The sequence below is a fragment of the Amycolatopsis silviterrae genome (assembly GCF_042684085.1).
In the GTDB taxonomy this organism is placed as follows: Bacteria; Actinomycetota; Actinomycetes; order Mycobacteriales; family Pseudonocardiaceae; genus Amycolatopsis; species Amycolatopsis silviterrae.
In genome coordinates this window covers 84,183-98,123 of sequence record NZ_JBHUKS010000011.1, presented here as the reverse complement: position 1 = coordinate 98,123, position 13,941 = coordinate 84,183, and the positions used below count along the sequence as shown (strand labels likewise).

Genomic DNA, 13,941 nt, shown 5'->3' with positions numbered 1-13,941 from the left:
GGCAGACCTCCCCCGGCGACGGATCGAGCATGCGCAGCCTCGCTCGTACCCCCAGCGCTGAGTCCGCTGCGGAGACTGTGGAGTTTCCCATCCGAGGTTGCCCGTCAGCTCATGCATCGACTGGTCGGCCAGCAAGGTCACGACTCCGTGTTCGACGGCAAGGCCTTGTCGTGCGCGAGGCCGCCTGTGATCGCAGGCGAGGAGATCGATGTGCTCGGACGTGCCCTTCCAACAGGACAGCTAGTCCTGCTAACTCGGTGTCCACTACCCGGGGTGAACCTCAAGGCAGAACCCATCACCGTTGGACAGCGCCCTAACGGCTCTGAGATGCTGAATCATGTTTGGCAGGTCCAGGCGGCGACAGATCGACCGGCTCTTTCTAAGAGAGAACACAGCCAAACTGGCGAATCTGCTCCACCGCGGCAGTCCAGAAGACCGCCAGATGGCCGCCGAGAGACTGCTCATAGTGGTCGCGACACAGGACAGAAGTCCGAGCCGGGCCATCGTCGAACCAAGGCTTCGGGCGCTGGTGAATCCGCTGCTGCGCACACTTGGCGGGTCGAACTCCGGACCCGATCTTCGTGACCTAATCGCGGCCACCTTGGGGCACATAGGCGATCCTGCTGCTCTACCAGCACTGGCCGCCTTGCTCCCCGACACGAACAGCTCTAACAGCACATACAGCCACCGTCGCACCGTTGGTGCGGTCGCCGCTGACGCGCTCGGCAGAATCGGCGGTCCAGCGGCGCGACGCGCGCTCGTGGACGCACTGGCCGACGAGCGGTTCCCCGGTCCGCGTCACCCGCTGCTGAGCGCACTAGCGGCTGAGACAGAGTGCGGGCCGAACCTGGCCCGCGCACTGATTGCCATGTTCCTCAGCACCGGCTCACCGGAGAAACCAGATCCCAGCGACGACGCTGCCGGTGCTGCAGCCGATGTGCTCGACCGAGTCGGCGTCCCACTGCTCCGCCATGTTCTGGTCGACGCCTTGGCAGACGTGCAGAGCCAAAGTCGGCTGCTTCCGGCACTACTCTCCGTCGACGCACGAGGCCTTGTCGACATGCTGATCCAGTTGATCCGAACTGGTGACACGGCCGCCCGTCGCGCAGCCACAAACACCCTCGCGAACCTCAACCAGCTAGCCGGCAAGCGGCACTGCGACCAAGCGATCGCAGCACTGCACGAGGCGGTGGATCCGGGAGGCGTGCTACGGCGATTCCTGGACAACGAGCGAACCGTAGTCCGAAAGCGGCACCACGACTCCCTCTTCGACACTCTGGGCAAGAGCCGCAGACCGCCCTGGGACCACGGAAAGCACCCAGACATCACAGCTGCGATCATCCAGAACAACTGGGCACAGGTGGTCAAGTTCGGCGCGACCGCCGCCGACCTGCTCATCCGAGTAATAGCCACAAACAACGACGACATATTCGCCGCCAGTCTCGCCCACTCCCCTGCACGCAACGACCGCTTCTTCAGATTGAAGAGCACCGAGAACGCCGTGGTCGCCCTAAAAGAAGTTGTGTCGGCACACGCCGACTTGGTTCCCCGTTGGATCCTGCAGGCAGGCGCACTGGTCGGTGACTTTGCGGTTCCGTTAACACCGAGCGTGGAGGAGGCGTACGCATACAACGTCGACGTGTCCAACCTGCGAAGTGTCTGTCTGGAAGCCTACTTCACGCCCGCGTGATAGCGCCAGGCTGTCCTCAACGGCTGCGGCACCGAGCCTCCGCATTCACACAGACGTGGAGGAATAGAGCACGCCAGGAATAGGTGCCCTCCGCCAGTCAACGGACCAGCCCACGGCGACAACGGGTTCGACTGCTCGGGATTGACCACCGCGGCCTACAGTGCCGCGGGAGTCGGTCTGCCGCGAACAGCACAGACCCAATACAACGTCGGACCACTTGTGCCTCCTGGCCAACAGCTCTTGCCCGGCGACCTTGTCTTCTACGGAACGCCGACGCATTTCCATCACGTCGGCCTCTACGTCGGATCCGGCAAGATGGTGCACGCGCCCGACTTCGGGCGACCCGTCCAGGTCAGCGAGTATCGGAAGAACGACGACTACCTCGCGGCGTCGCGTCCCGCCAATTAGGCTTTTGTCCGCTGTAGGTTCCGAAGGAACATGACATGTTCCGCACCTAAATCGCGGGGTTTCGGCGGCCGCGGTTGTTCGCCCCTGACCTGGTCGATGAGCGCCGCGGGGACTGCGACACCGTCGAACGCTGCATCAGCAAGCGCAAAGCCCTCCGGGCGGTTGCGACCCGGTACGACAAGCTCGACATCGTCTACCAGGGCACCGTCGATGTCGCCTCGATCAAGATCTGGCTCCGCGACCTCGTCCCATGATCGAAGAAACACGCCCTAGTACTTCCACTGGATGCGTTCGCCGCACTCGGTGAAACCGCTCTTGCCCGCCGCCGCGTTGAGTGCGCCCTTCGCCTCGTCCACGCCCTTCTTGGCATCCCCCAACCGCAACATGAAGTACATGTCGCTAGCCCCGGGCCGGCTCTTGTTGTCCCACCCCTTCCAGGCCGTGACGCTCTCCTGGAGAGCCTTGATCATCCGCTCCCATGAGCCTCGGAAGCCGACGTCGGCGCGCTCGAACGCCTGCTGAGCTTTCTGGGCGGCCTCGATCTGCTTGGTAAGCGCGGGAACGGTGACCCCGGCGTGGGTCGGGTCGCCGAACTTCGGCACGGCATTCACCACGTCCTTGACGTCCGAGCACGCGTCATTGACCGTGTCCTGCACGGAAGAGCAGCCGCTGAGCAGCAGCAACAACAACAACACGGCACCGGCGACGATCATTCTGCGCATGCGAGCGCCCTTCCGTTCGCGGTCTGACCCGTCGCCGCAAGCTAGCCGCGAGACTTGGGACCGGTCCCCGGTTCGACGGCCTGTCTTCTTCCCGCCCCGACGCTGGCGTGCCACGTCAAGGCCCGCTTCCCGCGCGCTCGGGCGGACCGCGCAGGCGAGCCAGGTGTACCTCGTCGACCCGATGGAATACCCGCCACGCGGTGACGTCGCTGGCCACCGAGCCGAACAGTTGCGGGGCGCTCTTTCGGGCGGCTGGGGCGTGCGGTTCGTCAACGCGGAACAGACACCACGACCAGCAACCCGCAGCCTGGGCTGGGGCACCGCTGTGCCGCTGCTTGTCCCGCACCGCTGCGGCGGCCATGCTGTCGAGTGTGACCGAGCAGCCGCGGCACCAGCAGATGTTCGAGGGCCATTGCGAGGCCAGCCAGGGTCGCACCAGCCCGCATCGTGACCGCCAAGTCCCGTCCGTGAGGGAATGGCCCCAGTGAACGACGACATTCGCAACACCGTCACTGGCGACGTCTTCTTCAGCACGGTCATCCAGGGCCGCGACATCACCGTGGTGCTGCCGCCCCAGATCTTCCCCGCCATGACCGGCCTGCCCCCGACCACGCCGACTTTCACCGGCCGCGACTCGGACCTGGCGGCGCTGCTGGACAACCTCGCTCCGGCCGAGAACCCGGCCCTGCCGACTCTCGTCACGGCGGCCGTCGGCGGGATGGCTGGGGTCGGCAAGACGGAGCTGGCGCTGCAGGCGGCCCGCGTCGCACTGGCTCGCGGCTGGTTCCCCGGCGGCGTGTTGTTCACCGACATGCGCGGTTACGACACGGATCCCGCTGTTCGCCGCGAACCCGGCCAGGCGTTGGAAGGGCTGCTGCGCGCAGCCGGCCTGCCCGGCGAGCACATCCCCGCCGACGTGCAAGACCGTTCCCGGCTGCTGCGGTCGGTGCTGGCCGCCTACGCGGCCCGGGGACGAAGGGTGCTGGTAGTGGTCGACAACGTGTCCGCCAGCAGGCAGGCCCGGCCGATGCTGCCCTCCGACGGGGTCTGCGCGGCGATCGTAACCTCGCGCCATGTGCTGGCCGACCTGGACGCCCGGCTGCTCAACCTCGCCACCCTCTCCGTCGGCCAGAGCGTCGACCTGTTCGACAAGGCATTGCGACTGCGCAACCCCGCCGACACTCGCGTCCAAAACCAGCCCGGTGACGCCGCGCGGCTGGCCGACATGTGCGCCGGCCTGCCCTTGGCGTTGCAGATCGTCGCAGCCCAGCTTGCCGCCAACCCCGCCAAACCACTGGCCGCGATGACAGCCGACCTCGACGACGTCGCGTCCCGCCTCGAAGGCATGGCTTTCGCCGACCGCGCCGTCCACGCCGTCTTCGACTCCTCCTACCGGCTGCTCACGGATGCTCAAGCTCGGTTGTTCCGATTGCTGTCGCTCAATTCGGGCCCCGACATCTCCACCACCGCGGCGGCATCCCTCACCGGGACCGCCATGGCCGAGACACGTCGCGACCTGGACGCACTGGCCCACGCCCATCTGATCGAACCCGGCACCGCCTACGACCGGTGGCGGATGCACGACCTTCTCCGCCTCCACTCCGCCCACCACGGCGACGGTCAAGCCGAACAGGACCAGCGCGACCAAGCACTGACCCGGCTGCTGGACTACTACCTCACCACCACCACAGCCGCCAACGCCCACCTCGACCCCCGAATCACCGACCCAGAGCCGCTCGGGTTCCCCGACCAGCAACAGGCGATGGAATGGCTGGACACCGAATACCCCAACCTCACCGCCGCCGCCGCTACCGCCACCGCCGCCGACCATCCCGCCGTCACCCGCGATCTGCCGCAGGCGATGTGGCATTTCCTGCGCAGACGACGCCATCTCAACGACTGGGTAGCCCTGTCCGAGACCGCCATCGACGCATCACGCACCCTGTCCGACCGCGACGGGGAAGCAACAGCGCTCAACGCTCTCGGCAGCGCTTTGCAAGAGATGCGACGGTTCGAGGAAGCCGTCACCGCCCACACCAGTGCCGCACAGCTCTACCGGGACGTCGGCGACCGCCACGGCGAAGGCAAGGCACTGATCAACCTGGGAGCCGCTCTGGTGCAGAACAGATTGCCCGATCAGGCCGTTGCCCCGCTCAACGACGCCGCTGAAAGGTTCCACCAGACTGGCGACCGCCTTCACGAGGCGATGGCACTGCAGAACCTCGGCACCGTCCTGCGCCAGATGCGGCGGTTCCAGGAAGCCGTCGCCATCCACACCGACGTCGTCCGGCTCTACCGCGAGACCGGCGACCGCCACGGCGAAGCGATGGCAGTGGACAACCTCGGCTCTTCGCTCCAAGAGGTCCAGCGGCTCGACGAAGCCATCGCTGTCCACCGAGATGCCGCGCGGCTCTACCAAGAAACCGCCGACGGCCACGGCGTTGCACTGGCACTCAACAACCTCGGCCGTGCCCTTCGCGCGGTCCAGAGGCCCGACGAAGCCGTCACCGCTCTCGAGGAGGCCGCTCGGCTCCACCACGAGACCGGTGACTGTCACGGTGAAGCGATGGCGCTCAACAACCTTGGCAGTGCCCTCGGCCAAACAGGGCGGCTCGACGAATCCGCCACAGCCCACGGTGCCGCAGTCCAGCTCTACCTTGAGACCGATGACCTCGACGGTCAAAGCGCGGCGCTTCACAACCACGGCATCGCACTACGCCAGGTAGGCAGGTTCAACGAAGCGGCCACTGCCCACCAAGGCGCCGCACAGCTGTACCGCGAACTCGGCAACCGATTCCACGAAGCCGCAGCACTCCACGGCCTCGGCATGGCCCTCCACCAAGTCCGCAGCTTCGCCGACGCCGTCACCGCCTGCCAGAAGGCCGCCCAGATCTTCGGCGAGCTTGGCGACCACCACAACGAGAAAATCGCCCTCGAAGACCTTCGCCGGGCACAAAGAAGCCAAGACACCGCCCGAACCCGTTGGTGGCATCGCCATCGCCCCGATACGCGCAAGGAACCGTAGCGATCCTCGGCGACAGAGCGGTGCCTTCAGAGAAGGTCCTTGCCGGCTCCCGCACGCATCACAGCGGGGATTCTCCCGTCCGTGCTGAAGCACGATCTCGCGTACTTGTGCGCCGATCGGAGGCCGGCCAGATCGATTCGGATACCGCCACTTCCACGCGACCAGATGGCGATGCCAGGCCAACAAGGTACCCGGCGTGACGATCCGAGCCATCCTCGCCTGCCGGGGAAGCAGCCGAGCCAGCGCGGCCAACAGCGCCCGATCGGACCACGTCAACCGCGGCCGGCTGACCTGCCTGCGCAACACCGCGACCTCGTGCCGAAGCACCAGCAGTTCAGCGGCCACTGCTGTGTCACCACGCGCGAGTACGCCCAGCCAGCCGAACAGCCGGACTGTGATCAAGCAGAGAAGCCGAAAACACACGACCGCTGATCTGCCCGTTCCGGTCGAACCGACCAGACTGCAGGTCAGCGCATTCGACCAAGTTCTGACGCGGCACAGCTACCCAGACCGACACCCCCAGCCGAAGCGCCAACGCCAGCACATTGGTGAAACCGAACAGGAACGTCAGCCCAACCACAACGCCCACCATCACGCTTACCACCGACGCGACCGGGTCACGCCGCGCACCCACGCCGGTCACCTCAGCCACCCCTCGATGCCGTGCCAAACCACCGGACCACGCGGCACGACCCGACATTTGCGAGCCCGAGACGAGCCCGAGACCTCCACCACACGACAACAGCAGCCGACACCGCACGACACCACCGAAGCCCCGCGACCACACGAAAAGGTCTTGTCCGACAGCACTCGACACCATCCGACACCTCCGGCAGCGAACTCTTAACCAGCGGGTTCGGGATTCGACATCTTGACGTCGCAGACCGCGCGTTCGCCCCCGCCAGAACGGCGGGGCAGCATCCGACGAAGGCACACGGTGCAGGTGCGATGACCCCCCTCCAATTCCAGCGGATGGTCCGTCGGCTCCGCTGATTTAGGCAGGGGCGACCCGTCTCTCGTTCACGATCACCTCCCTTCAGCTTTGCCGGGCAGTCATTCGCTCCTCGAACTCAGATCGAACAATCCTGACGAGCCGACGCGCCCGAGCGGTGCCCACGCCAAGCCGGGCGCGTAGTGCGTCAGCGGATATCGGCTTCTGGTGTGCCGCACGATGAGCCATGTCTTCACTCCGCGCCCGGATCAAAAGCTCATCGGATACGCGATCGCCAAGTGCCCGCCCGGCGCTCGGCTGCGCGAAATCCTCGTCGAGTCGAGCGTTCGTACCTTCTGCACCGCCGTCGAGGTCCGCACGGGCAGCCAGGTGGGAATGGCGGTCTCGGCTTCTCGCGCGATGTCGGCGACGGTGACCGTTGCGCAGCCGTGCTCGACGAACAGGCGACGGGCGGCATCGAGAATGGCCGTCCGCGTCTCCGCTGCCGCGTTGGCTCGCCGGTCGGCGCGGTAGGGGCGCCGCTCGCCCCGGGGCCGGGAACTCATGGCTTCGTGGTCGGCCAAGACAGACCGCATCCTTTTCGGCATGGGGTTCCTATATCGAATATAGATACCCTGGATTGTCATCCCGCACCCGCGGCGCCCCGGGTGACAGCCGGCGCCGACACCGTCCCCGAGGAGTCACACGCTATGAGCGTCTTCACCCCGGCCACCGGCGGAGCCTCGGCCCGCCAGTACGTCCTGGGACAGGAACTCCAGGTCACCATCCTCACCACCGCTGCCGAAACCGAAGGTCGCCACGACGTCACCGACTCCGTCATGCCGGCGGGTGCGGCGACTCCGCTCCACCTGCACACGCGATACGAAGAACGATTGTGGGTGCTGTCCGGCTCGCTGACCGTCTGGGCCGGGACAGATACGGTGACGCTGCGCTCCGGAGACTTCTTCACCATTCCCATGCACGTGGCCCACGCGATCAAAGCCGGCCCCGAAGGGGCTCGGGCACTCAACATCACCTCGCCTGCCGGTTTCGCCGAACTCATCGAGCGGGCCGGCACCCCGCTGGCCCTCGCGACGTCCGAGACCGCGCTCGACGCGGAGCGGTTCGCCGCGGTGGCCGAGGAACTCGGCGACACCGTCCTCGGCCCGCCCGGCATGATCCCCGCCGACCTGGACCGGCCGGGCCGGTAATCCCCTCCCCTTCCGCCGGCGATACCGGCCGAAGGGAGTGCCGCTCGGCGGGTGTCCGCAACGGAATGGCGCGCTGTACCGGATGGACCGATGAGCCCGGGCAGGGCAGCTTTTCGAGCACCCGGGGCGGCGGCACCACCGTCCACTTCGGCGAACGCCTCACCGACGCCACCGCTACCCCGAAGGCACCGTCACCGCGAAATTCGCCGACGGCACCAACGCCACTGGCAAGCCCGCTGATCGGAGCGGACGGCAGCCACTACGCCACCCGAGTGCTCGTCGACCCGGCCGCACCGACCCCGCGCCGCACCGGCGCCAGGCCGGACGCGTGCACCGATTTCGGGAACCCCGCAGGTCCACCACGACCGTGCAGCGACTCGACGGCGAGGACACGATCTGTCTCATGGTGGTCGAACCCGGCACCGCAGCCGCCTAGGCGGCACACCAGATCGGCTCCCGCGAGCGTGCGGCGGACACGACGTCGGGCAGCGCACTGCTGGGCCGTTCCGCCACAATGGATCGAGATCCGCCCCGGCGGGCGCCGGACACCGCAGTGGCCGTCTCGGCATGGGAACCGCTTGCCGTCGGGGAAACAGCCGAACTGGCGGCGAGCAGGGCGGCACTGATCGGAGAGCGAATGGCGGCCTTCGGCCCGCTGCGCAAGCTTTCGCATTGAGGTGAACACCATCTGCGTCGTCACGAGGGCTCTTGTCGAGCGGCTGGTATGACACCTCGCAAACCAGTACGCCTGGCTGATCGAGACCAGCAACGACGGCAACACCTGCTCCGAGCGGTTTACGGGGTTTCTCTGCGGAGCGCAGGCAGTTCGCTGAGCGTTGCCCGGGCAGCCGCGACTGCCTGGTCCAGTCCATCGGGCAGATCGGGCGGGAGCTGGGTGATCTCGCGGCAAATGCGCTCGGCGTCATCCAGGAACAGTTTGACCGCGCCCTGCGGATCCCAGAAGTATGCGTTCACTCGGTGCCCGCGGTTCAGTGCGGCCAGATCGGCGGGCAGGTCTCCTCGCGCCCGCGGGGGCTTGGCACTCCAGTCCGGCGGTTTCATGCCACGTGCCGTCATTTCGCGGTCGATCCCGCGCCGAATCTCATCGACTTTCCCCCGGAACTCGGTGATGCGTTTCCTGATCTCCTTCTTCGTGGGCACCGGGAGGAGGTTTCCCGGGCAAGCCACGGCGAGGGGGCGAAACCGCACTTTCCGGTCGTCGGCGTTGTACAGCACGTGCAGGCGCAGCAGATACAGCGAGATCGCACCGGGGGCTTCGTGCGGAAAAGCGTCCCCCGGCGGGATGTCGGTGTTCAGACGGACATGGAACCGGTCAGCCTCACCCGCGTCGATGACCTGGGAGAGGGCGACGGTGATCCGGGCGCCATCGGCATCCTCGGGTTCCGGGAGTTCGACGTCGTAGGTGGCGGACGGAGGCAGCCACACGCCCCCTGAGATGTCCGAGTAGGGCAGCAGCTCACCGAACGCCGTGATCCGGCGTGCCCACAGCACCTCCACGACCATTCTCTTGAGCACCGCGGACTCGCCACCGCGGTTTCGCAGTTTCAGGTCCACCACGGGAGGATCCATCCACCGGGCCGGGCGATCCGGCACCGAGACATCGATCATCTCCACCTGCGGGCCCTCCCCCGGCGGTGACACGGCGCCGCGTGCCGGAGGACGGGGCGCCGGCCGGGACGGCTCGGAGGCGGCCTGCTCGCGGGCAGCCTGATCCCGGGCGCGCTGAAGCTCGGTCATCAACCACTTCGCGTCCTCATCGTGCAGGCGCGTATGCTCGCGAATCGCGTCCCGCTCCTGTTGGCGCGCGACTTCCAACGGTGTCGCGTCGACTGGTTCGAGCTTTGCCCGTCGCGGCCGGCGCCCACGCAACACGGCGAACGCCCCGATAGTCGCCGCAATGACCGCGCCCGCCGCGCCGATGAGTGCCGCTCCCATGGCAGAGAGTATGCCCCAGCTCCTCCACGACGTCATTGGTTAGCCGGCCGGCGGGGCGCGGTCGACACCAGGCCGGGAAGCCATGCCTTTCCGGCATTCCCGGCGGGCAACGAGCATTGCTGACACGGCCTCAAAATGCACCTGGTCCGAAATTCTGCCGGACGCTGACGCAGCCATCAGGGAGTCCCGGTTGGCTGCCGCGACATCTGATGCCCCGGAGACGTCGCCGACGGCGGCCCAGTCAGCACATGATCTTGAACCGCCTTTCGTCCCTTACGCCGCTGAACGAGCGCTCAGCGGCTGGTGCGTGCGTTCACGGCGGATCAGCTGGTGCCGGCAGGCCCGTCGTCGGCAACGAACTTGTCGGCGAGCTGAAACGCAAAGTCTTCGGGCAGGTCGAAGTGGAACACCTCGGCGGCATCGCGTGCAGTGTGGATCTTCCAGTAGAGGCCCGCGATGACGTCCGGCTCCGAATTCGGCCTGCCGTTTCCGATCGCCGCGCCCAGCGCGACGTGTGCGACGTGCACTCCCTTGTCCGCCACGGACTCGTTCAGCGCGAGGAGCCAGTTGCGCATGGCGGCATTGGCCGCGTTCGCGTTGGCTACCTGCGGTACGACCATGGGACCGGATCCTGCCCCGCTCGTGGCGACAATCGTCCCGGACCCGCGTTCGATCATGCCCGGGAGCACCTGCCGGACAGCCGTGACAGCGCCGAAGAAGTACCTCTCCAGTTCCGGCAGCACTGTCTCGACCGTGAGATCCGCGGCTGTCACGAGGGGGTTGGCGGTCAAGTCCGACAACGTGGGGGCAGGCGAGTACTCCAGGACGTCGACAGACCCGAAATGCTCTTCGGCGGCCGCCAGCGCCGCGCCGAGCCCCGGCCGGTCCGTGACATCGGCGGGGAACGCTGCTGCCGAGATTCCCTTGCCGCCAAATCGGTCCACCAGGTCAGCGAGCTGCGCTTCCCCTCGCGCGACGAGAGCGACATTGAAGCCGCCTTTCCGCGCGAACTGTTCGCCGATGGCAAATCCGAGCTGCGGCCCGGCGCCTACGATCGCAATAGTCGGCACTGCTCGTCCTCCAGATGATTTCAATCGTGCACAGTCAGCCGGCCGTGTTCATCACGCATCCGGCTGTTACACCTTGCGAGCATCCGCCAGCACGAACGGACCGTTGACACGATCGCCGACCGGAGTCAACGACCGGCCGTACTCCCGGCCCGCGGTCCGGAGGAGCCGCGATTCCACCACCCAGCCATGTTCGCGCAACCATGCGACGGGGTCCGGTCGCGGTCCGGAATCGAGCAGCGAGCGGAGGTCGAGCCCCAAAGACTCGGACTGAGCACGTGCCTCGGGATCCGCCATGCGCTCGAGGAAACCTGGATCGTCCTCGATGACCCAGCGCGAGCCCGGCGCCGAATTCTCGTCCGCCACGCGCAGAAGGTTCTGCTGGTCGTCCGGACTGAGGTAGTACAGCAATCCCTCGGCGACCCAGACCGTCGCGCGGCCACCGTCGAATCCTGCCGCACGCAGCGGAGATTCCCATCGATCACGCAGGTCGGCGGGAATCAGCCGCTGCGCGCAATTCGACGGTGCGGCGGGGAGAACCTGTCGCTTGAATTCGAGAACTGCCGGTTGATCGATCTCGAAAACGGTCGTGCCCGCCGGCCACGGAAGCCGGTGGGCACGAGAATCGAGCCCGGCAGCCAGGATCACGACCTGCCGCACGCCGTCGTCCACCGCCTTGCGCAAAGCATCGTCGATGAACTTGCCGCGAATTCCGAGGAGGTCGGACAAGGGACGCCAGCTGCCTTCCGCCCCGTCCGCGCCCGGCCGGGTCGGCAGCCTGCCGCCCGGATCTCCCGCGGCGACCAGCCGCTCGGCATACGGGTCGCTGATCAGCGCGTCGGCCCGATGCGTCTCGACAGCGCGGCCCGCTGCCGCAACCACGGCAGTGGCCCCCACATCGGTCGCCACGTCCCATCCGTCCGGCCGGCGATTCATCTGGCTTCGTCCTTTTCCTCAGGCCATGTCCACGCATGCGGTATGCCGAATCGACTCTACCCGTCCCGACCGCGCCGACCTCGTCATCGAAATCGATTCCACGCACCGTCCGCACAGCGTCGAGAGGCTCCAGTTCGCCCGCGCGGCAGACGCGGTGCATCGCCGTCGTCGACCCGCGTTCCGTCGCCAGTGCCCGCCCTGGTTCCGGCGCGACAGCGAACGTGGCATCACCACGTCCGTCAGACGGTAGCGGCGAAAATTCCCAGGCCCGCCACCAGCTCGGCGCTGGCCTGGGCGTAGACCAGGCGGGTGCCGGACGCGGCCGGACGCACGAGGATCAACTGCGGAGCAGAGTCTGGCATGGCGAAAGGCTACGACATGATCCGCGCAAGCAGCAGCCCGCGGACAGGAGCGCTTCCGTGGCTGGGTAATACGGACCTGAAAGTCTGTCCCTTGAGGCAAAAATCGGTTGAAGCTCGCGTGCCGCATCAGACACCAGGCCGACGCGGTGGCGGCTGAGGTGCTCGGCCAAGCCTCGCGCGGGCGCGGAAGCCCACGGTTGTGGTGATGGAGGCGTTCGGGAAGCAACAGCAATGAGGAGCGCACACTGTCGAAGACAGCGTGCGCTCCCCGAGAATCCGCTGTCAGGCCCCAGAGACAGCCACCACCCCCGTCATCGTGCCTACATAAGCACGGTCACCAGACAGGGTCGGCGAGGCGAAATGCGGAACCGTACCCAGATTGAGCTGTGCCCGCACCGAGCCATCGGCCGGGGCCAGCGCGTACAGGACACCGGTCCGGTAATCCACCACCCACACCGCGCCGCCGCCGATCGTCGGGGAGCCGTTTGCTCGGACTGCGGCTCGCCAGATCACGTGCGGGGTGCCGTCGGCGTCGACGCGTACTGCGGCTGGGCCGTCGGAGCAGGGCAGGTAGGCGGTGTCTCCGCTGGTCGAACTGCCGCCGAAGGAGCGGCAGATCTCGGTTTGCGCCAGTTCTCCGCCGATGCCGCCTAGCTGGTCGTGGCGCAGTACGTAGCCGGTTCCCCGTTTGCCTACGGCGATCACGTGCTCGCCTAGCAGGGTCGGGTTGGACGAGCCCAGATCCAGGTCCTTGGCGTTGTCGTCGGCCCAGGTGTCGGGGGCGAAGAGGTCCACCCGTTGCAGGGCGGGCGACAGGGCCAGTACGGAATCGCTGTCGTCGTAGCCGGTGGTGGATTCGCCGTTGCCTACGGCAAAGAGCAGCCGTTGCCCGTCGACTACGCCGCCGCCTGGGGCCCAGATTCCGGCTTCTCTGGTGGTCGGCACGCTGTAGCTGATCGGGTCGGTGCTGGCGGTGGTCACCGACGCCACGGAGCCGATGTAGTTCGCGCAGTCGCCGGCCAGCCCGCCGTAGGGTACGTACACGCGGCCGTCGTGCAGGGTTAGCGCTGATCGTTGCTGGTGGGCTATCGGGTCGCCTTTTGGTGGTTCCAGGGCGGTGCGTACTTCCACCGCGCCGGTGGTCACGTTCACACCGGCCAGGACGTGGTGCCCGCCGGTGAGTTCGGCTAGTGCGTAGACCCTTGACGTGGCCGCGTCGTACACCATTGTGCCGGTGATGCCCAGCGGGTCGATGTTCCCGCAGGGCAGCTCCGACCGTCTCGCCGGTTCGCCTAGGTGGGCGGACCAGCGGGGCGCGCCGGTGGCCGGGTCCAGCGCGTACACGGTGTTGTTCTCTGTGGCGGCTAGGATTTGGCCGCCGACTACGAGGGGTTGGCCGTAGACTGCACCGTCCAAAGTGGACTTCCAGGCGGTGCCAAGGGTGCCGAGCGGGGCCAGGTCGACGGCGTCGCCGGTGCGGGCGTTGTCCCGGTGGTAGGTGGGCCAGTCGCTCGCGGCGAGCTGCCCGGGACGACCGGCGGCCGCCGGGGAGGCCGTTGAGCCGATGATCAGCACGGCGGCCGTGCTCGCGATCGCCGTGCGGAAGCCAGTTTTGTTCATCACGCACCACTTC

Annotated in this window: 12 protein-coding genes and 1 pseudogene; 5 read left to right on the top strand and 8 right to left on the bottom strand. The window is 67.1% G+C overall.

Annotation, left to right across the window (positions count from 1 at the left end; genetic code table 11):
* Positions 1-337 precede the first annotated feature (337 nt).
* The 3 genes and pseudogenes from ACFSVL_RS16025 to ACFSVL_RS16015 all read left to right on the top strand — a co-directional run bounded on the left by ACFSVL_RS16025 (position 338) and on the right by ACFSVL_RS16015 (position 2,352).
* Positions 338-1,690 carry a hypothetical protein gene (locus ACFSVL_RS16025; RefSeq protein ID WP_378304852.1) on the top strand — a complete coding sequence of 451 codons (1,353 nt, stop codon included), beginning with the start codon at positions 338-340 and terminating at the stop codon, positions 1,688-1,690.
* A 99-nt stretch (positions 1,691-1,789) separates the two neighbouring features.
* Positions 1,790-2,098, top strand: a pseudogene (locus tag ACFSVL_RS16020) (C40 family peptidase); the annotation flags it as partial.
* A gap of 74 nt (positions 2,099-2,172) precedes the next feature.
* A complete protein-coding gene (locus ACFSVL_RS16015) occupies positions 2,173-2,352 on the top strand; it encodes a hypothetical protein (RefSeq protein ID WP_378304851.1) in 180 nt (59 codons plus the stop codon).
* Positions 2,353-2,367: 15 nt separating this feature from the next.
* Here the strand turns inward: ACFSVL_RS16015 and ACFSVL_RS16010 are convergent, their stop codons facing one another.
* Positions 2,368-2,811: a hypothetical protein gene (locus ACFSVL_RS16010; RefSeq protein WP_378304849.1), complete on the bottom strand. Its 444-nt coding sequence runs from the start codon at positions 2,809-2,811 to the stop codon at positions 2,368-2,370.
* A gap of 493 nt (positions 2,812-3,304) precedes the next feature.
* Between ACFSVL_RS16010 and ACFSVL_RS16005 the strand changes: the two genes are divergently transcribed.
* The gene (locus ACFSVL_RS16005; protein WP_378304847.1) at positions 3,305-5,845 is read left to right on the top strand and encodes an ATP-binding protein; all 2,541 of its coding nucleotides are present in this window, start codon (positions 3,305-3,307) and stop codon (positions 5,843-5,845) included.
* Between the two features lie 352 nt (positions 5,846-6,197).
* On the opposite strand, the gene ACFSVL_RS16000 is transcribed toward ACFSVL_RS16005, so the two are convergent.
* Positions 6,198-6,497, bottom strand: a complete 300-nt coding sequence (locus tag ACFSVL_RS16000) for a hypothetical protein (RefSeq protein ID WP_378304845.1) — start codon at positions 6,495-6,497, stop codon at positions 6,198-6,200.
* A gap of 548 nt (positions 6,498-7,045) precedes the next feature.
* Entirely contained in the window at positions 7,046-7,360 is a 315-nt protein-coding gene (locus ACFSVL_RS15995) for a helix-turn-helix domain-containing protein (RefSeq protein WP_378304843.1), read from the bottom strand.
* 126 nt (positions 7,361-7,486) lie between these two features.
* Between ACFSVL_RS15995 and ACFSVL_RS15990 the strand changes: the two genes are divergently transcribed.
* Positions 7,487-7,987, top strand: coding sequence for a cupin domain-containing protein (locus ACFSVL_RS15990; protein WP_378304841.1), 501 nt, complete (start codon positions 7,487-7,489; stop codon positions 7,985-7,987).
* A gap of 795 nt (positions 7,988-8,782) precedes the next feature.
* Here ACFSVL_RS15990 and ACFSVL_RS15985 read toward each other — a convergent pair.
* From ACFSVL_RS15985 to ACFSVL_RS15965, 5 genes are all read right to left on the bottom strand, one after another.
* Positions 8,783-9,943 (bottom strand): hypothetical protein, encoded by a 1,161-nt coding sequence (locus ACFSVL_RS15985; protein ID WP_378304839.1) that lies wholly within the window; start codon positions 9,941-9,943, stop codon positions 8,783-8,785.
* Between the two features lie 323 nt (positions 9,944-10,266).
* The gene (locus ACFSVL_RS15980) at positions 10,267-11,013 is read right to left on the bottom strand and encodes an SDR family NAD(P)-dependent oxidoreductase (RefSeq protein WP_378304837.1); all 747 of its coding nucleotides are present in this window, start codon (positions 11,011-11,013) and stop codon (positions 10,267-10,269) included.
* A gap of 66 nt (positions 11,014-11,079) precedes the next feature.
* Positions 11,080-11,946 (bottom strand): class I SAM-dependent methyltransferase, encoded by an 867-nt coding sequence (locus tag ACFSVL_RS15975; protein WP_378304835.1) that lies wholly within the window; start codon positions 11,944-11,946, stop codon positions 11,080-11,082.
* A gap of 239 nt (positions 11,947-12,185) precedes the next feature.
* On the bottom strand, positions 12,186-12,308 hold the full coding sequence (locus ACFSVL_RS15970; RefSeq protein WP_378304833.1) for a hypothetical protein: 123 nt from the start codon (positions 12,306-12,308) through the stop codon (positions 12,186-12,188).
* A gap of 282 nt (positions 12,309-12,590) precedes the next feature.
* A complete protein-coding gene (locus ACFSVL_RS15965; RefSeq protein ID WP_378304831.1) occupies positions 12,591-13,928 on the bottom strand; it encodes an outer membrane protein assembly factor BamB family protein in 1,338 nt (445 codons plus the stop codon).
* Between the last annotated feature and the right edge of the window lie 13 nt (positions 13,929-13,941).

What these genes read in the sequence shown, in the direction of transcription:
- ACFSVL_RS16025 (WP_378304852.1), top strand. Translation starts at nt 338, where the DNA reads ATGTTTGGCAGGTCCAGGCGGCGACAGATCGACCGGCTCTTTCTAAGA.
- ACFSVL_RS16010 (WP_378304849.1), bottom strand. Translation starts at nt 2,811, where the DNA reads ATGATCGTCGCCGGTGCCGTGTTGTTGTTGTTGCTGCTGCTCAGCGGC.
- ACFSVL_RS15990 (WP_378304841.1), top strand. Translation starts at nt 7,487, where the DNA reads ATGAGCGTCTTCACCCCGGCCACCGGCGGAGCCTCGGCCCGCCAGTAC.
- ACFSVL_RS15985 (WP_378304839.1), bottom strand. Translation starts at nt 9,943, where the DNA reads ATGGGAGCGGCACTCATCGGCGCGGCGGGCGCGGTCATTGCGGCGACT.
- ACFSVL_RS15975 (WP_378304835.1), bottom strand. Translation starts at nt 11,946, where the DNA reads ATGAATCGCCGGCCGGACGGATGGGACGTGGCGACCGATGTGGGGGCC.
- ACFSVL_RS15970 (WP_378304833.1), bottom strand. Translation starts at nt 12,308, where the DNA reads ATGCCAGACTCTGCTCCGCAGTTGATCCTCGTGCGTCCGGCCGCGTCC.
- ACFSVL_RS15965 (WP_378304831.1), bottom strand. Translation starts at nt 13,928, where the DNA reads ATGAACAAAACTGGCTTCCGCACGGCGATCGCGAGCACGGCCGCCGTG.